Origin of the sequence: Mesorhizobium sp. M0045, assembly GCF_040323385.1 — a bacterium.
Classification (GTDB): Bacteria; Pseudomonadota; Alphaproteobacteria; order Rhizobiales; family Rhizobiaceae; genus Mesorhizobium.
Map to the genome: position 1 here is coordinate 17,450 of NZ_JAMYUY010000024.1, position 17,587 is coordinate 35,036.

Sequence of the window (17,587 nt, forward strand, 5' to 3'; positions counted from 1 at the left end):
TGTTTCGCGCAGGGTGTGACGGCCTACTGCTTCGGCTTGAACCAGCTGCTGACGGCGGCCTGCATGTCGGCCGCCAGCTTCTGCGGCGTGATGTTGCCTTCGACCATGTCGATGATCTCGGACTGAAGGATCGAGGAGGCCGTCGGCGTCTGCCAGCGGAAGCCGACAAGCGTCAGATAGGGTGTGGAATTCTTCGACATTTCCATCATCTTGGCGAGCACCGGATCTTTGACGGTGACGTCGGTGCGGGCCGGCGGCCAGCCCAACTCGTCGGCGAAGAGCTGCGCGAACTCGGCCGAGGCCATGAAGTTGAGCACCTTGGTCGCCGCCTCCTTGTTGGTACTTTCAGAGACCAGGCCATAGGAGCCGTCTGAAAAGGCCGAGGTGTAGAGCTTGGTTGCCGGGTCATCGGCGGGGAACGGGAAGATCGAGAATTTCAGCTTCGGGTTCTGCGCCTTGAAGCTGCCGTTCTCGAACGAGCCGCCGAAGAACATGGCCGCCTTGCCGCCGATGAATTGCTGTGTCGAGGTGGTGTAATCGACGCCGGCAAAGCCGTCGGAGAAATACGGCTTCAACTCGGCATAGCGTTTCAGGGCAGCCACGTAGCGCGGATCCTCGAAGGTCGCCTTGCCGCTCATCATTTCGTCGTAGAAGCCCGGGCCATAGATGGTCGGGCCGACGACACCAACGCCGATCTCCAGTGCCCAGGCGGAGCCGTTGGCGCCGCCGGCGGCAATCGGCGTTATGCCGGCCGCTTTCAGCTTCTCGCAGGCGGCGACGAAATCCTTGTAGGTCTTGGGGATCTCGATGCCCTCGGCGGCAAAAATGTCCTGGTTATAGAAGACGCCCATCATCGGCACCGAATAGGGCACGCCGTAGATCTTGCCGTCGGCGCGGCCACGAGCGCCGCCGAGGGCGGCATCAGCGATGTTCTTCAGCTCCGGCACGCTGTCGTCGAGCGCATCGAGATAACCACCCTCGATGAAAGGTTGCAGTTCCCCGTATGCCTTGAGCTGGGCGATATCAGGCCCGCGGCCGCCACGCAGCGCCGTGCTCAGCCGGTTCTGGTAGTCGGCGTCGGGGGTGAACTGGACGTTGACCTTGATGCCTGGGGTCTTGGCCTCGAAGGCATCGAAGATGCGGCGCATCGCAGCCTGGTCCTCGGTGCGCCAACTCCACAGGGTCACGGTGTCCTCAGCCTTTGCCGGCAGTGCGGTGAGGACCCCGGTGCAGACTGCGGCAAAGCCGCCGATCAGGCCGAGTGCGGCGCGTCGATGAATTGAAAACATACTCAGTCTCCCATTCTTGTGGATTGTCATTCCCACAGCGGTTCAAAAGCCGAGAGGCGGTCATAAGCCTTTCTCATCTCATTATAACGACATGACTTCAACCGCAAGTGCCTTACAGTGTGTTCGGGCATGGCCGGCAGCGGAGAATCAGCTCGAACCGTATCACCTAATTCTTTGTTTTCACAATATAATATGGCACGATTTGAGGACCGCAGTAAGAAAACGCCGTAACACCGGCAGGAGCTCATCACGAAGATAGCGCTTGCATCGTTGCTTCATGTTGTCATAACGTCATGGACATAGCTGTGTGGCTATGCGGAGGGCCGGATGTCTTTGGCTTGGATTTCGAAACTGGCGCTGGCTGCAGGGTTGTTGGCCTCGCCCACCCTTGGTTGGGCCCAATCGGTCAACATCTCCTATCTGACCCACTGGTCGCCCGAAACGGTCGCTTTGCTGGACGCGGCGGCCAAGGACTACGCCAAGAGCAATCCGGATGTGACCGTCACCATCCGCGCCGTCCCCTTCGGCGACCTCCTGACGACACTGCGTTCCCAGGGCGGCAGTTCCGATGGGCCGACGATCGGCGGCATCTACGATTTGTGGCTGCCCGAACTGGCGCGAGACAAGCTGGTCGCGCCGGCCCCCGATACGGTTGCCGGCGAGGTCAAGAGTGCGTGGCCGGCCGGTGTCGTCAGTGCGGCCTCTGTCGGCGGCACGCTCTACGGCATTCCAAACGAGATCGACGTCTATGCGTTGAACTACAACAAGGAGCTGTTTAAGCAGGCCGGCATTACGGCCGCACCGAAGACCTGGTCCGAATTGAAGGATGCCGCCCAGAAGCTGACCCGGAAAGACGCCGGCCAGCAAGGTTTCGGCATGATCAACTCCTGGGCGGCTGGCGTCGTCCACCCGTTCGCCTCGCTGCTGGTCTCCAATGGCGGCGAGCTGGTCAAGGACGGCAAACCGATGCTCAACAGTCCTCAAGCCGGCGAGACTTTCCAGCTCTACGAGGATCTGATCCAGTCGGGCGCCAGCGATCCGGCGATGGCCACCGCCGACGCCAACACCACCGGCCCCTTCCTAGACAATTTCGTCTCCGGCAAGACCGGCATGATCATCATGGCCAACTGGTGGGAAAGCGCATTGAAGAGCGGCATGGGCGACAAGTTCTCCAATATCGCCACCGCACCCATCCCGGTCGGCCCGAGCGGCGACAAACCGCACTCGATCTCTTATTCGTGGATGACCGTCGTCAACGCCAATGCCGGTCAGGCCGAGCAAAAAGCGGCATGGGATTTCCTGGCATGGCTGAACAGTCCGAAGTCCGGCAAGAACGGCGCCTCGGCAATGTCGGATATTCTGATGTCGATGGGCATCCTGCCGACGCGGACCTCCGACATCGAAGCCCACAAGGACAAGCTCGGTTCCGAGTTCCTGTCTGGCTATGTCAGCGTGCTTGCCGACGCCAAGCCCTTCCCTGTCGTCCCGGGAGGGCAGGAGTTCAGCGAATCGCTCCAGCAGACGCTCGAGGCGTTGCAGTATGGGCAGCTCTCGGCCAAGGATGCGCAGGCGAACGCGCAGGCCGATGCCGTCTCGATCCTGGAGCGTGCCGCCAAATAGCGAAGGCGCCGTTTCGTGAGCCCGACGCTTTGGAAGCAGAGCGATGATCAAGACCTATCGTGCCTCGGCGGGCATCATGCTGGCGCCCGCCGTGACATTGATCGGCGTTTTCATCCTGCTGCCGATGCTGCTCACCATCTGGCTGTCATTCCAGGACTGGTCGACGCAAACACCTTTTTCCAGTGCGAGCTTCATCGGCTTCGACAATTTTCGCGAAATATTCGGACCGACCTCGGTCGGACGGGATTTCAAGCGAGCACTGCTCAACACCGCGATCTACACGGCGTTGTCGGTGATGCTCATCCTGCCCCTTTCGGTAGTGTTCGGCTTGATGGTCTACCAGCGCGATGTCGCAGGCGGCACGGCGCTGCGGACCGTGTTGTTTTCCACCTACATGGTGCCCATGATCGCCGTGACGCTGGTCTGGTCGAAGCTTTATTCGCCGAGTGAAGGGCCGCTCAACCAGATGCTCGGCCTCGCCGGCATCGGCCCGCAACCCTGGCTGTCCTCGCCAAGATCGGCGTTGATCTCGATCGTCGTGCTCAATGTCTGGCAGCAGATCGGCTATTTCACGGTGCTGGCCGTTGCCGGGCTGACCCAGATCCCGGGCAGTCTTTATGAGGCGGCGACTCTGGACGGCGCCAATCGGCGCGAACAGTTCCGCTTCATCACCTTGCCACTGCTGCGGCGCACGCTTCTCTTCAGCGCCGTCATCGCCATCATCAACGCCGTGCAGGTATTCGAGCCGGTGGCGCTGATCACCCAAGGCGGGCCGGTCGGCTCGACCAACGTGCTGACCTATCACATCCGCCGTGTCGGCATTGAGCGCGCGCAAGGCGGATTGGGCTCGGCCATGGCAGTGATGCTGATGCTGGCGCTGATCGTCGTTGTGTGCGCGCTGTTTGCATTTGCCAACCGGAAGGATGACCAATGAGCGCGCGGGGCCCCTCAGGATCGAGCCTGTGGGCGCGCAAACGCCTGGCGGGCCGCAGAGCGCTGCTCGCCACGCTGATGCTGCTGGTTGCCGTGGCCTCCGCCTTCCCGCTCTTGTGGATGGTACTCTCCAGCCTGAAGACGCCGGCCGAAACCATGCAGGTGCCGCCGGTGTGGATACCGCGCACGCCGAGCCTCGAAGCCTATGAGAAAGTCTCCGGCGTCATCAATGTCGGCCGCTCGATGTGGAATTCGCTGGTGATCGCCTCGATCACCACCGCAGGCATTCTGGTCACCAGCATGATGGCTGGCTACGCCTTCGCCAAGCACCACTTTCCCGGTCGCTCGCTGCTGTTTTCCGTGCTGATCGCCACAATGTTTCTGCCGCCGATCGTCACGCTGATCCCGTTGTACCGGCTCGTCGGATCGATCGGCTTGAATGCCAGCCTTGCCGGCATCATCGTGCCCAACCTCGCCAATGCCTTCGGCATCTTTCTGATGCGCCAGTTCATCGCCGGCGTGCCGGACGATTTGATCGACGCGGCACGGATGGATGGGGCGTCGGAACTTGTAATCCTGTTCAAGATCGTCGCGCCGAGCGTGGCGCCCGCGATCGCAGCATTGGCGCTGTTTGCCTTCGTCTATCATTGGAACAGCTATCTCTGGCCGCTGACGGTTCTACAGGGCGATGCACACGACTATCCGATCGTCATCAGCCTCAGCCGCCTGCTCAGCTACAACAGAGGCGCCCTCAATACTGGGCTGGTGATGGCCGGCGCCACACTTGCCGTGCTGCCTCCGTTGGTGCTGTTCGTTTTCCTGCAGCGCTTCTTCGTGGATTCGATCGTCGGCTCGGCGATCAAGGGATAGCGTCGGCGGCACTGCCGGCATCCGCCCGGCCGTCATTGGGACGCGCTGGTGCGCATAACGGAGCTACGCTGATAGCCGCGTTCTGAAGCTTTCTGTTTATCGGCGAATCCGACGCGAATTCCCCCGCTGCCTACGTGCATCCAGCGCAGCCCCGATATTGGTTATGCTGCTATATATGTAACTGTGCTCATCACCCAAGGAGCGGGATATCATGGCACCTACCAACGAGACCATCGAACTGTCGGGATTTGGCGCTCTCACCGGAACGCCGAAGCAGGTTGTTGACCAACTTGATCGGTTAAGTGCGGAGCAGGTCATAGCACTAACGTTCGAGCATGGGAGCGAACCTGCTGTGCGCAGCCTCGCGGCCACGCTCGTCAGCATTGCGCCTCTGGTTCGTACGATTCTGATTAATCATCAACGCGAAGCCATAAGCTCAATAATCGAGGCCCTGGTCCCTCACGTACCGCCCCCGCAGCATATGCTTATAGAAGCGCGGATGACGGCCGAGGCGAGAGGGGCAGTGTTGGAAAGCGGTGATTGGCTGACCGCTCCCCAAATCGCGTCAATGGCAGGGTTCAGCACAAGCAACCCAAGTGCGCAGCCAAACAAGTGGAAAAAAGAAGGGCGGATCTTCGCAGTTCGGCATCGGGGCGTAGACTATTTTCCTGGCTATGCTCTGGACTCTACCGCTGGATACCGGCCCGTCAAAACACTCGCTAAGGTTCTGAGTGTATTGCACAGGAAAAAGGATGACTGGGGGCTCGCCTATTGGTTTGCATCGGTCAATAGCTTCCTGGGAGGCAAACGTCCGCAAGATGTGCTCGCCTCGGACCCCGAACGTGTTCTTGCAGCCGCCGAGGATGAGCTGGTAGGCGCACCCCATGGCTAAATCAAAGATAGGCCGGGAACCGACGACTCCAGTTCCCGTTCCATCGAACGATTTGCAGGACATCATTACTCGAACGATCTGGCCAATGGACCAGGTCATCCATCGCATTCATTTGAATCTGTATGCCGGCTGAATCTGTATGCCGGCGCGCAGTTCAATCCAGGCTTCGCTTCTTCGTGGATTCGATCGTAGGCTCGACTATCTAAGAGCATCGTCAGGGCGGACCTGCGGTTTTCCACTATTATGATCGGCTCGTGCCCCAATTTTTCTACCAACCTCGCCGCGACTCAAGTATTAGGTTTTGCTTATGGAGCGTCGGCACGCCATCCGGAGGATCAAGGACGGGCTTTGGGAGGTCTATGACATAGACAATGAAGAGGTTGTCTTCGTGGACAGCGTAGCTCTGACCAATTTGCGGGACGAAGACGCACTCGATGCATTGGAGTTGCTAATGGGTGGATTTCTTGTTCCGAGCAGGCTTCCAAGGCTCGGTTGATGGTTTCTCCGGGAACCATGTTCGCGCGCACTTCGCGCGAAGCGACCCCAGGCTCGTCATTGTGGGTTCCATCAGAACCGCAGGGCACGAGCTTCCAGCGCCGGGTGCCCTGCGACGAGACGTTGGGGTGGCACCAAGCGGGCGGGAAGGACGATCGCAACTACGCACCGATCTACGCGGCAAATCTTGGCTCCGGAACTCCCGTTACACCGAGGCCGGTGACGGCAAAAAGGCTGCCACGTAAAACTCCGTCGCCCGGAAAGCGCGGCAGCGGCGGCTTGGTCATCGACGTGACGTACAGGGTGTCGAGCTTCGGCCCGCCGAACATGACGCTGGTGATCTTCTTGACGGGCATGTCGATGATGCGATCAACACTGCCGTCGGGCGCGTAACGCACCAGCCTGCCGTCATAGACCAGCGCGTTCCAGAGGAATCCTTCCGCATCGACAGTCGAGCCGTCGGCCGCCCCTCCCCGGCTGGTATCGACGCGCGTGAAAGTGCGCCGGTTGGTGGCGGCACCGGTTTCGATATCATAGTCGTAGGCCCAGATCTCGCCGGTCCAGGTGTCGGCGAAATAGAAAGTGCGGTCGTCGGGGCTCCAGCATGGGCCGTTCGAGCAGATGATGCCGGAATCTATTTTGGTGACGGAGAAATCGGGATCGAGCCGGTAGAGCCCACCGGACGGCCCCTCTTCCATGGTATCCATCGAGCCGGCGAAGAAGCGGCGGCGCCGGTCGACCTTGCCGTCATTGAGTCTGTTCATCGGCCTGTCCGGCTCCGGATCATGGATCGGCGTCACCTCGCCGTTGGCGAAATCGAGCAGATGGAAACCGCGCTGCAGCGACACCACCGCGCCGCCGCCGTCCTTGCGCAATGCCATCGAGCCGATCTTCATCGGCACGTCCCAGCAACGGATCTCGCGGCCGTCGGCGGTCGCTCGAAACACGCGCCCATCGAAACTGTCGATCCAGTAAAGGCGCTCCTGCTCGACGTCCCACAGTGGTCCCTCGCCCAGCGTGGTCTTCACGTCCACTACGACTTCGATCTTCATGCGGTCCTCCTCTGTTTCGGCGCTCTCGGCAACGAGTCAGAACGCGACCTTGTCGCCGCCTTTCAATGACAGGATTTCGCGAGCCTCGTCGGGCGTCGCCACTTCCATGCCGAGGCCTTCGATGATCTTGCGGGCGAGCACCACCTGCTCGGCGTTCGATTTGGCAAGCTTGCCCTTGCCGGCCCACAGACTGTCTTCGAGCCCGACGCGGATATTGCCGCCAAGCGCTGCCGATTGCGCGGCAATGCGCAACTGGCTGGCGCCCGCGCCCAGCACCGACCAGCGGAATCGATCACCAAACAGCCGATCGGCGGTGCGCTTCATATGGGCGACGTCTTCGGGGTGCGTACCGATGCCGCCGAGCAGGCCGAACACGGACTGCACGAAGAACGGTGGTTTCACCAGCCCGCGATCGGCGAAATGGGAGAGGTTATAGAGATGGGCAATGTCGTAGCACTCGAACTCGAAGCGCGTGCCGTTGTCGTAACAGGTCTCCAGTATGTACTCGATATCCTTGAACGAGTTGCGGAAGACCAGGTCACGCGTCGCTTCCAGGTGCGGCCTTTCCCAGTCGAACTTGAATGTCTCGTATTTGTCTACGAGGTGATAGAGCCCGAAATTGATCGAGCCCATGTTGAGCGAGGCGACTTCCGGCTTGAACTGCGCGGCGGGGCGCACACGTTCCTCGACCTTCATGTAGGGACTGCCGCCGGTGGTGATGTTGATGGCGGCATTGGTGCCTTGCTTGACGCGCGGCAGGAAACGCGCGAACGCCTCCGGCGTCTGGTCCGGCTTGCCGGTCTCAGGGTCGCGGGCATGCAGATGCAGGATCGCCGCACCGGCCTCGGCCGCCGCGATCGCCTCCGAGGCGATCTGGTCCGGCGTGATCGGCAGATAGGGCGACATGGTCGGCGTATGGATTGCGCCCGTCACCGCACAGGTGATGATGACCTTGCCCTTGGTCTGCTGGGAGCCGGGCTTGCGGCTTGTTTCCGTCATCGTCCAAACTCCTGATCCGATTTTTTCTTGTGCGCAGCCAGCGCCATCAGTCGGCGGTCGCGCCAGACCTGCCGCTCGCCAAGTTCTTCCCGCGGCAGCCGGTTGCGGCGCTCGGCCTCGACCGTCTCCATGACCTCGCCGGCCCAGTCGACCCGACGCAGCATCTGCGGGAAGATGTTGGAATAGATCGTCTGGTAGCGCTCTACATAGTCGCGCACGCCACCAGGCGCGTTGAGGTCGATCGTTTCGAACGGACCCATGAACGACCAGCGCAGCGCCAGCCCCTCGCGCAGGCCCGTGTCGACGTCCTCGACGCTGGCATAGCCGTCGGCGACGAGCCGGAACGCCTCCTCCAACAGCGCACCCTGCAAGCGGTTCATGATGAAGCCGTCGAGTTCGCGCTTCATCACCAGCGGCGCATGGCCCGCGTCGACAAGAAAGGCGCGGGTCCTTTCCACCGTTTCGGCGGAGGTCCATGGCGCCGGCACGACTTCCGCTGCTGGGATGAGATAGGGCGGATTGATCGGGTGCACGACGAGGCAGCGATGGCGCCCCTGAAGATGATCGCTGAATTTCGACGGCAACAGCGCCGAGGTGGAACTGGCGAGCACCGCCTGCGGACCGGCAAGGGCGTCGATCCGGGAGAACACTTCCCGCTTCACCTCGAGGTTTTCCGGCGTGTTCTCCTGGACGTGGACGGCATCGGCCAAGGCCACGCCAAGCTCCGCCACGATGGTGATGCGGCCAAGCACGGCATCGACCGCCTGTTCCCGCAGCAAATCGTTGGCGGCAAGGTCGCCGAGCACGCCGGCAATATAGTCGCGCGCACCGCTGGCCGCGGCCGGCGCCTGGTCCCACATGCGCACATCATGGCCTGCACGAGCGAAGCTGATGGCCCACGCTCGCCCGATGAAGCCGCTTCCGACAATTGCTACCTTCGCCATGATCTCCCCCTCAGAGTGTCTCGACGTTGCCGTCGACGCCAAGCGACTGGCCGGAAATGTTGATGCCCGCATCGGAAAGCAGGAAGGCCACCATTGCCGCGACGTCATATGGGCTGGTCATGCGTCGCAGCGAGATGTTCTGCAGATAGCGTTGTGTCATCTCCTCGTTTGAAACGCCGAGCTGCTTTGCCCGGTCGGCAATGACCTTGTCGATGCGCGGCCCTTCGATGATGCCGGGCAAGATGGCGTTGACCCTGATCCCATGCGGTCCGAGTTCCTTTGCAAGACTCTGGGTCAGGCCGACAACGCCGAACTTGGCGGCCGAGTACGGCGTTCGGAACGCGTAGCCATGGCGGCCGGCGGCCGAAGACATCGAGACGATCGAGCCGCCGCCCGCCGCCTTGATCAGCGGCACGGCACGCCGCGCGCACAGGAACTGGCCGGTCAGGCAGATATCTATGCAACGCCGCCAGTCTGCCGGATCGATCTCATCGACGCCGCCGGTCGGCCCGGCAATGCCGGCATTGTTGATCAGGGCGTCGAGCCCGCCGAGCTTCTCCTTGATAGTCTCGAACAGCCGGTCGACATCGTCGTCGCGCGAAACGTCGGCCTTGACCGCAGCGGCAAGGGCAATCCTTTTCGGAGCGGACGCCAATGCCTCGTCCGAAATATCGCAGATCACGATACGCGCGCCGAGCCGCGACAGCGTCTCTGCAATGGCAAAGCCGATGCCGCCGGCGCCCGCCGTGACCAGCACGCGCTGGCCTTTGAGCCCGGTCAGGAATTCGTCCGCCGATGCCGGTGCGCTTGAGTTCATTGTTCCATCCCTTTCACTGAATCCCCCTTTCACGCAGCGCCATGACGGCACCGAGCACCACCAGCCCGAACAGGATCGCCCGCGTCGCATAAGGAAGCGTCGTGCCGGCGAGCAGCATCTGCAACGCGGTCAGGAGCAGCACCCCGCCCAGCATGCCGAGATAATGGCCGCGCCCGCCGGTGATCAGCGCACCGCCGACCACGACGACGGCGATGGAGGGCAGCAGATAATCGTCGCCCATGCCGAGGCTGGCCTGGCCGGAAAAGCCGGTCAGCATGATGCCGACCAGCGCCGCGCAGACTGCCGACAGCACATAGACGAGGATGAGCGTGCGACCGACCGCTATGCCGGAGAGCTGGGCTGCGCGCAGGCTGTTGCCGATGCCGTAGACGCGGCGGCCGAAAGCGGTGCGGCCAAGCAGCAGCACGGCAAAGAAGACGAAGGCGATCATGAACAGCACCACCGGCGTGATGGCGAATACCTTGCCGGTCATGAACCAGCGCAACATCGGCGAGGAGAAGCCGGCCGGCGTACCTTGCGAGTAAAGCAACGCGACGCCTTGCAGAATGCCGTTAGTGGCCAGCGTCATCACGATCGGCGAGATGCCGAGAAAGACGATACCGATGCCGTTGGCGAGACCGATCAGGCAAGCGATGAGCAGCACCGCCGGCAGCGCATAGGCGAGTGCAGCGTCGGATCCGTTGACCATACCGGCAAGCAGGATGCCCGACAGGCCGATCGTCCACGGCACTGACAGGTCAAGTCCGCCGGTAAGAATCACGCTGCCTTGCCCAAGCGCCAGGATGGCAAGGAAGCTCGACAGCACGAACAGCGAATTCCAGTAACCAAAATTGACGATGGCGCGTCCGAGCCAGATCTGCGTGACGATCACGACAATGGCAAGACAGACATAGGCCGGCAGCGCGTAACGCAACGTCTCGGCGTTACGGACATGGAAGGCCGGCTGCGGCGCCTGCTGCTCGCCGGCGCTGCCCCGCGCAATTCTCAGTCGCCGGTCGGTGCGATCGATCTGCGAGGGCAGCATTCCGGCCCGCCACGCGGCCAGCCGAGCCCGCAGCGCACGCAGTTGGCGGGCAAGCACGGAATCATGCGACAGCGAGCCGGCAAGCACGGCAAGGATCAGGATCGTGCCTTCGGCGATCGTCGAATAGTAGGCCGAGACGTTGAGCACGAGCAGGATATTGACGACCATCATTAGGATGTAGGCGCCGAAGACAGTGCCGACGGGCCCACCTTGACCGCCGCCCAGCCTTGTACCGCCGACGACGACCGCCGCGAACATCGACAGCAACAACGGGTTGCCGACCAGCGGATCGCCGCTGCCGGTCTGGGCGCTGATGAAAACGCCGGCAAGCCCATAGCAGCCGCCGGCAATGACATAGACCAGGAAGCGTACGAGAACGACCCGCACGCCGACCGAGGCGGCTGCGTCCGGATCGCTGCCGACGGCATAAAGCGCCGTCCCGAAGCGTGTGCCTTTGAGCCAGAACCAGCCGAGCAGGACCACGCCGATGACCACCAGCGGCATCGGTAGCCAGCCGCCGATAGCATCACCGAGATAGAAGGCGCCAAGATCGGGCGAGACGAAGCCGCCGGGCTTGTCCATGACCAGCAGCGTTACCCCCTGCAGGATGAACATGGTCGACAGCGTGACGACGATCGGCTGCATGCGCAGGACGGCAATGAAGAAGCCGTTGAAGGCGCCGACCAGCATGCCGACCCCAATTCCGGCCAAAGTCCACAGCGCAACACTGGTGCCGGTCGCCATCGGATCCATGCCGTTTGCCAGGACGACATTGACCAGCGAGATCACCGCGCCGGCGGACAGGTCGAAACCGCCGGACAGGATGACGAGGGTCTGGCCGATCGCCGCCAATGCGGAAGTGGCGCCGCCGCTCGACAGGAACGAAATGTCGAAATAGGTGAGCCGCCCGGCACTGACCAGATCGACGATCAGCAGGAGCAGGGCAAAGACGATCGCGGCGATGATGGCGCCGTGATGCCGCGCGAGGAGCCGTGTCGCGGTCGGTGCCGCGGCGGCCGAGCTCGTCACACTCATTCCGCCGCCTCCCGGACCACGTCCCGGTGGCCAAGCGCCGGCCGCATGATCGCGCCTTCGGTGATCTCGTCGCCGGCAAGCTCAGCCACCAGATGGCCGTCATAAAGCACGAGCACCCGGTCGCATTGATGGACCAGCTCGGGAATCTCGGTTGAATGCAGAAGGATCGAGCCGCCGGCCGCCACATAGTCGCGCATCATCACGTAGAGCTCGTGCTTGGTCCCCACGTCAATGCCCCGGGTCGGATCGAAAAGCAGCAGGATCCGGCTTTCGGCGACGAGCCATTTGGCAATGGCTATCTTTTGCTGGTTGCCGCCCGAGAAGGCCCCTGCCCTCGTCCACAAAGCACTGCGGTCGACCTCCACGGTCGAGAAGGCGGACTGTACGGCCTTTGCCTCCTCGTCTGGTCTGATCAGGCCATAACGGGTGAAGCGCGCGACGACCGGCAGCGATGCATTCTGCCGGCCTGAGAGTTTCAGGAACAGGCCTTCGGTTTTGCGGTCCTCCGGCACCAGCCCGATTGCCATATTGGGCTTGAGCGCATCCGCGGGCGAGCCGAGCCACACTTGGCGCCCGTCGACCAGGATGTGGCCGCGCTCGATCTCGGTCATGCCGAAGCAGGCGAGGAACAGGTCGAGCTGACCCATGCCCTGCAATCCGGCAATGCCGAGGATCTCGCCCTTGCGCAGGTCGAAATCGATGCCGTCGAGCTTCCTCCCGGCTTTGAGATCGCGCACGCCGAGCACCGGCGGACCAAAGGCGGCCTCGCTTTCTGGTTTCGGCGGGAAGGTCTGGGCGATGCTGCGGCCGATGATTTTTTCAATCACCTCGCCATCCGAAACGTCGGCAACCGGCGCGGTGACGATGTGGTGGCCGTTCCTGAGAATGGTCAGCGTGTCGCAGAAAGCCCGCACCTCGCGCATGCGATGGGTGATGAACACGACCGTGGTACCGGCCGCTTTCAACCGCGCGATGATCGCGGCAAGCCACTCGACATCGCCACCCGACAGCGTCGAGGTCGGCTCGTCGAGCAGTAGGATGCGCGGCTTGCGATAGAGCGCGCGCGCGATTTCGATCTTCTGGCGGATGGCGAGATCGAGAGTCGCTACCTCGGCATCGAGATCGACCGTAAACCCCAGATCGGAGATGTGCTTGCGCACTGCCCTACGCGCGCTCAACCGCCTTATCAGGCCGACTGGGCCAACGGGCGCGTAAGGCAGCAACATGTTGTCGAGAACGCTGAGATCGCGTACCAAGGTCATTTCCTGGAAGGCTGTCTGGACGCCTTTGGCATGCGCGGCCCGCGGTGAACCCAGTGGCGCCGGTTCGCCTGACAGGGTGATTTGCCCGTCGTCGGGCCGCACCAGCCCCGACAGCAGCTTGACGAGCGTGGACTTGCCCGCACCGTTCTCGCCAAGCAAGGCATGCACGCTGCCGGAAGCGATCTCGAAGGAAACGCCATCGAGGGCGACTGTTGCGCCAAACGCCTTGCGGACGCCCTCTATGCCGACAGCTGTCGAATGCGCTGACATCATGATCCCAGTCCCGGCCTGCATGAAAGGTGCGTGGAGCGCCTCGCAAGCACTCCACGCCCACTTTCGGAGGGCCTACTCCTCAGGCTGGCCTACAAGGGCTGCTGCGAGACCGATTTCAGGTGTCTGATCGGAGAAGATCGAGGCGAACCAGCCTGGGTTCGAGACCAGCGACGGTTTGAACGCGTTGCAACCCGCCTTCATCTCCGCCCAGGTGCCCTCGTCGCAAAGCTTTATAGTCTCGTTGGTGACGACCGGCAGCGGCAGGATCGTCTTCTTGGCAACGTCCTTGCCTTCAAGTGCTTCGACGGCAAGCTTGAGAGCGAGCGCCCCGGAATAAGGCGGCGAGGCGTAGGAAATGCGCGACGCGCCGAGCGGCGCATAGGGAGAGGTCGCGCCCTCGACCTCCGTGCCCTCCGGCAGCATCTGGATACGCCCGCCATTCGAACCCTCGCCTGCGCAAGGCAGGAGTTCGCTGCTCTTCTTGCCGGCCTCGAGCTGCATGGAATTGGCGGTGAAGCAGCCGACCTGCATCCATAACCCGTTGATGTCGTCCCAGCTGCGCGTCGCCAATATCTTGGAAAGTTCGGTACGCGCCACCGCCTGGCTCCACATGCCGACAGCCTCGCCGACGATCTTGATGTCGGGGTGCTTGGCAAACACCTCCTTCGCGGCCTTGGTGCGCAGATCATCGACCGAGGTGCCAGGAACGCCGGTCACCGCGATGATGTTGCCCCTGCCATTGAGCTTCTTAACCAGCCACTCCGCCGTTACGCGGCCAGCCTCCTCCTGGTCGATATGGACATTGTAGGCGCAAGGCTCCGTGATCTCGGCATCATAGGCAAACACCTTCACGCCCTTTTCGCAGGCGTTCTTCACCACCTGGTTGAGGGCTGTCGGCGAAATCGGGAAGATCACGATGGCTTCGGCGCCGGCCTGGACCATGGCATTGATCTGCTGGATCTGGCGCTGTGCGTTCGGCCCCGCCACCTGGACCTGAAGGTCTACCTTGTCGACCATGCTCTTGTGCGAGGCCATTGCCTTGACCATGTTGGCGGCCTCGGCCTGCCAATCATTGCCGATGAAGCTCATGCTGAGAAATATCTTGTGCTTTCCGGCCGCTTCGGCGCCGGACATCCCAAAAGCGCAAACAGCCATGCCGGCAAGCAGCGCAAGCCGCCGGGCTTTCGATCCGATACCCATTCGAAACTCCTCCCAGTTCAGACGACCGAATGCCTCCCAAGGGCACGAGACGTACGCCTTGTCATTCGATGCGGCTGACCGTATCATGATTTGATCAAAGATCAATGATGAAATGCCTGAGAGGCAAAGCTGGACACGCAGGCGCTTGACGCGGCAATTCGAACCTTGCATTCCGGGCACAGGCGCCGGGTATGACAAGGAGCGTCGCCCGAATGGGGGAAGGTTGGCAGAAATGGCTGGGGCGGCATTCAGGAAGCCGGGCGTCGACATCACGCCGCTGTCCAGGGAAACCCTGCAGGACAGGGTTTACCGGCACGTTACCGAGTTGATCCTGGATGGCAGCATCGTTCCCGGTGAGATGGTGACGGTGCAGAGCCTCGCTGACGCTTTCGGCGTCAGCCCGATGCCTGTTAGGGAGGCACTGCGGCGTCTGAGCGCCGCCAACGCCCTGATGGTGGTTTCGGGCCGTTCGATCGGTATCCCGGCATTAAGTCGTGCGCGACTCATCGATCTCAGAAACGTCAGGTTTGAAATCGAGGCGATCGCCGCCGCATGGGCCGCAGAACGCATTGACGATCGCGGCGTGATGCTGCTGGGCCAGCATCTGGAGGCACTCGAGCAGGCCAATGCCGCCGGCGACGTAAAATCCTATCTCAGGGCCAATTACGCTTTTCACTTTTCCATCTACCGGGCCGCGGGCTCGGAAAACATGCTCAGCATCATCGAGAACCTGTGGCTGCAGATCAGCCCCTATTTCAACATGCTGCACGATTCTGGAAACTATTCGACCGCCAACCAGCACCATCAGCAGATGTTTGCAGCTCTGCGAGACCGCAATGCGGAAGCGGTTCGGGCGGCGGTTCGCGCCGACATCGACGCGGCTTTCGCAGTGCTGATCAAACTGCTGAAGTAACATTCCTCGAAGTCGCGCCGGTAGCGGCGGCGAGCCGCCGCTAGGCACGAATATGTCCATTTGCACGTAGCGCCCGCCCGTCCGGTCATCATCACCAAGAACGGTCGCCCCCTGTGGAGCGGCTGACCCGGACTATTGACGATTGCCACCGCTATCCGGGCCAGCGCTCCCAAGATCAGCTCAGTCGTAGACCTTGATGATCTTGCGCGTGCTCGGATCCACCAGAACGGTCCGGTTGTCGACGATCACATAACGGTATTTGACGTTCGGCACTTCATGAAGCTCGACTGTATCGGGCAGAGGCGAGCCGATGTTGAGCTCCACCCCAGGAATTTTGACCGAAGCGAGCGGCTGCTTCTTGACGTATTCCTTGATGACGGTTTCCTGCTGCGGTTCGATGATCACGTCCTGGGCGGCAGCGGCACCAATGCCGGCCAACAACAGAAATCCCGCCGCTGCGGTGGAAAGATGCATTCTCATAGCCGTCTCCTTGTTGAGATTTTGCGGGGACGCAGCTTCATCGCGCCAAGCTCACCTCAACGCGAGCCAACCAACGAACGTTCCTCGAAGGGGCTTAAACCACTAGACCGTAGGACTTAAGTCTGGCCTGGCCGCGCAATGGTCCGGTGCGCAGGACGCGGCGGGAACCAACCCTCGCCATTGCCTGTTGGTAGCGTCATCTTCGAGAGGAGATTTGGCGCATAGAAAGTCCCTTCATGCGCTGACGGGGTCCGCCGGCCATTGCTGGATTTGGCAAGCGGACCCTTAGTTCCCAAGAGGCTCCGGATCATCTCTGAGCCTAGCAGCGAAACGTTTCGCCGCGAAGAAACGCGAAAAACCGCCACCTGTAGGGGACTACCCCGGAAGCATTGCAGCGGCGATTCCGTAGCGAACCAGAACTGCGGCCAGCGCGACCCATATCCCGGATCCGCCAACAACGCCATTTCACTGCGAAGCTGCTCCATCTCGTGGTTCCAAGTGGTTTCAGCCCTCAGCCGCTGCTCCCGGAGGCGAGCGGCTGAAGTCTCGTGCCGTGCGCTCGTCGTCGATCAGCGCCCGTGTCTGACATACGCTCTGTCGTGTCTTTGCTTCTCGATGGCCAAGCGGCGCTCTCCTATGCGAGGCCCGATCTGGGCGAATAGTGCTACTGATCGAACCATCGTCGCAGCGGGTTTTCCACCCAAGACAACGAAAAGCCCGCCGAGCGAAGCCGACGGGCCAAGTGCGACCGGCAGCTGGCACAATTTGCTGTCTGGCCGGAGTACAAAGTATCAACACGCGAAAAGGCCGAAAATTCCCAGATGCTAAATATAGCCCGGAATTCCCGGTGGGAGACCGAACCGTGGAACCTTTCAAAAGCGCATGGCTTTTGCTTCTTGTGGAAGGAGATGCGAAATGAGCCTCGACATAGGAAAGGTCGCCATAGCGTTGCTCGGCCTGCTTGCCTACAAGAACAGGGACAAGATCGGCGAGTTGATCGCTGGCAGGAAATCGACCGATCCCAACGCTAGCGCTGGCCCCCCAGGCGGCCTCGGCGACATCCTGGACCGCCTCAGAAATGTGGGTGCGGGCGACGAAGTTGATTCGTGGGTAAGCAAGGGATCAAACCGGCCCGTTCAGCGCGAACAGGTTGAGAAGGCAATCGACCCGCAAACATTGGACGATCTTGCCGAGCAAACAGGATTGTCCCACGACGAGCTTATCGACCGGCTCACTAGAGAACTCCCCGACGCAGTGGACAAGCTTACGCCCGAGGGTCAGTTGCCAGCGAGCAAAGGTCCAAATCTCCTGGACGAGGTCCCAAGGACTGGTCGTACTTAGCGCCACCTCGCCACCGACAGCTAGGTCATCCCGGGTCGCTTTTCGATCGCAACCACGCGGTGCGGAAATTGTTGCGAATTTGGTCCTTAAATGGCGGCCCCTTGGCAATAAGGAGAAAGTCGTCATC

15 protein-coding genes are annotated in these 17,587 nt (G+C 61.6%); 6 read left to right on the top strand and 9 right to left on the bottom strand.

All coding sequences use genetic code 11. From position 1 onward, the window contains the following. Positions 1–23: 23 nt before the first annotated feature. On the bottom strand, positions 24–1,289 hold the full coding sequence (locus NKJ72_RS26695) for an extracellular solute-binding protein (RefSeq protein ID WP_352480123.1): 1,266 nt from the start codon (positions 1,287–1,289) through the stop codon (positions 24–26). 327 nt (positions 1,290–1,616) lie between these two features. Between NKJ72_RS26695 and NKJ72_RS26700 the strand changes: the two genes are divergently transcribed. The 4 genes from NKJ72_RS26700 (at position 1,617) to NKJ72_RS26715 (ending at position 5,604) form a co-directional block, all read left to right on the top strand. Continuing rightward, the gene (locus tag NKJ72_RS26700) at positions 1,617–2,909 is read left to right on the top strand and encodes an ABC transporter substrate-binding protein (RefSeq protein ID WP_352480124.1); all 1,293 of its coding nucleotides are present in this window, start codon (positions 1,617–1,619) and stop codon (positions 2,907–2,909) included. Positions 2,910–2,952: 43 nt separating this feature from the next. After that, entirely contained in the window at positions 2,953–3,843 is an 891-nt protein-coding gene (locus NKJ72_RS26705; RefSeq protein ID WP_352480125.1) for a carbohydrate ABC transporter permease, read from the top strand. Beyond that, entirely contained in the window at positions 3,840–4,712 is an 873-nt protein-coding gene (locus NKJ72_RS26710) for a carbohydrate ABC transporter permease (protein WP_352480126.1), read from the top strand. The genes NKJ72_RS26705 and NKJ72_RS26710 overlap by 4 nt, the downstream gene beginning before the upstream one ends. Positions 4,713–4,923: 211 nt before the next feature. After that, positions 4,924–5,604, top strand: coding sequence for a hypothetical protein (locus NKJ72_RS26715; RefSeq protein WP_352480127.1), 681 nt, complete (start codon positions 4,924–4,926; stop codon positions 5,602–5,604). A 668-nt stretch (positions 5,605–6,272) separates the two neighbouring features. Here NKJ72_RS26715 and NKJ72_RS26720 read toward each other — a convergent pair. The 7 genes from NKJ72_RS26720 to NKJ72_RS26750 form a co-directional block, all read right to left on the bottom strand. Then, positions 6,273–7,151 carry an SMP-30/gluconolactonase/LRE family protein gene (locus NKJ72_RS26720; protein WP_352480128.1) on the bottom strand — a complete coding sequence of 293 codons (879 nt, stop codon included), beginning with the start codon at positions 7,149–7,151 and terminating at the stop codon, positions 6,273–6,275. Positions 7,152–7,187: 36 nt separating this feature from the next. Beyond that, the gene (gene kce / locus NKJ72_RS26725) at positions 7,188–8,150 is read right to left on the bottom strand and encodes a 3,5-dioxohexanoate:acetyl-CoA acetone transferase (protein ID WP_352480129.1); all 963 of its coding nucleotides are present in this window, start codon (positions 8,148–8,150) and stop codon (positions 7,188–7,190) included. Next, positions 8,147–9,094, bottom strand: a complete 948-nt coding sequence (locus NKJ72_RS26730; protein WP_352480130.1) for a 3-hydroxyacyl-CoA dehydrogenase — start codon at positions 9,092–9,094, stop codon at positions 8,147–8,149. Before NKJ72_RS26730 ends, kce begins: the two co-directional genes overlap by 4 nt. A gap of 10 nt (positions 9,095–9,104) precedes the next feature. Further along, positions 9,105–9,911: an SDR family oxidoreductase gene (locus NKJ72_RS26735; protein WP_352480131.1), complete on the bottom strand. Its 807-nt coding sequence runs from the start codon at positions 9,909–9,911 to the stop codon at positions 9,105–9,107. Between the two features lie 13 nt (positions 9,912–9,924). Further along, a complete protein-coding gene (locus tag NKJ72_RS26740; RefSeq protein WP_502901901.1) occupies positions 9,925–11,991 on the bottom strand; it encodes an ABC transporter permease in 2,067 nt (688 codons plus the stop codon). Continuing rightward, complete coding sequence (locus NKJ72_RS26745) at positions 11,988–13,526, bottom strand: sugar ABC transporter ATP-binding protein (RefSeq protein ID WP_502901902.1); 1,539 nt, start codon at positions 13,524–13,526, stop codon at positions 11,988–11,990. Before NKJ72_RS26745 ends, NKJ72_RS26740 begins: the two co-directional genes overlap by 4 nt. Positions 13,527–13,598: 72 nt before the next feature. Next, positions 13,599–14,726: a sugar ABC transporter substrate-binding protein gene (locus NKJ72_RS26750; RefSeq protein ID WP_352480132.1), complete on the bottom strand. Its 1,128-nt coding sequence runs from the start codon at positions 14,724–14,726 to the stop codon at positions 13,599–13,601. Between the two features lie 232 nt (positions 14,727–14,958). Here NKJ72_RS26750 and NKJ72_RS26755 point away from each other — a divergent pair, with 232 nt between their 5' ends. Continuing rightward, positions 14,959–15,639 (top strand): GntR family transcriptional regulator, encoded by a 681-nt coding sequence (locus tag NKJ72_RS26755; protein ID WP_352480133.1) that lies wholly within the window; start codon positions 14,959–14,961, stop codon positions 15,637–15,639. 180 nt (positions 15,640–15,819) lie between these two features. Here the strand turns inward: NKJ72_RS26755 and NKJ72_RS26760 are convergent, their stop codons facing one another. Further along, entirely contained in the window at positions 15,820–16,119 is a 300-nt protein-coding gene (locus NKJ72_RS26760; RefSeq protein ID WP_352480134.1) for a DUF1236 domain-containing protein, read from the bottom strand. A gap of 915 nt (positions 16,120–17,034) precedes the next feature. On the opposite strand from NKJ72_RS26760, the gene NKJ72_RS26765 reads away from it, so the two are divergent. After that, positions 17,035–17,460, top strand: a complete 426-nt coding sequence (locus tag NKJ72_RS26765; RefSeq protein WP_352480135.1) for a YidB family protein — start codon at positions 17,035–17,037, stop codon at positions 17,458–17,460. The last annotated feature ends 127 nt before the right edge of the window (positions 17,461–17,587 follow it).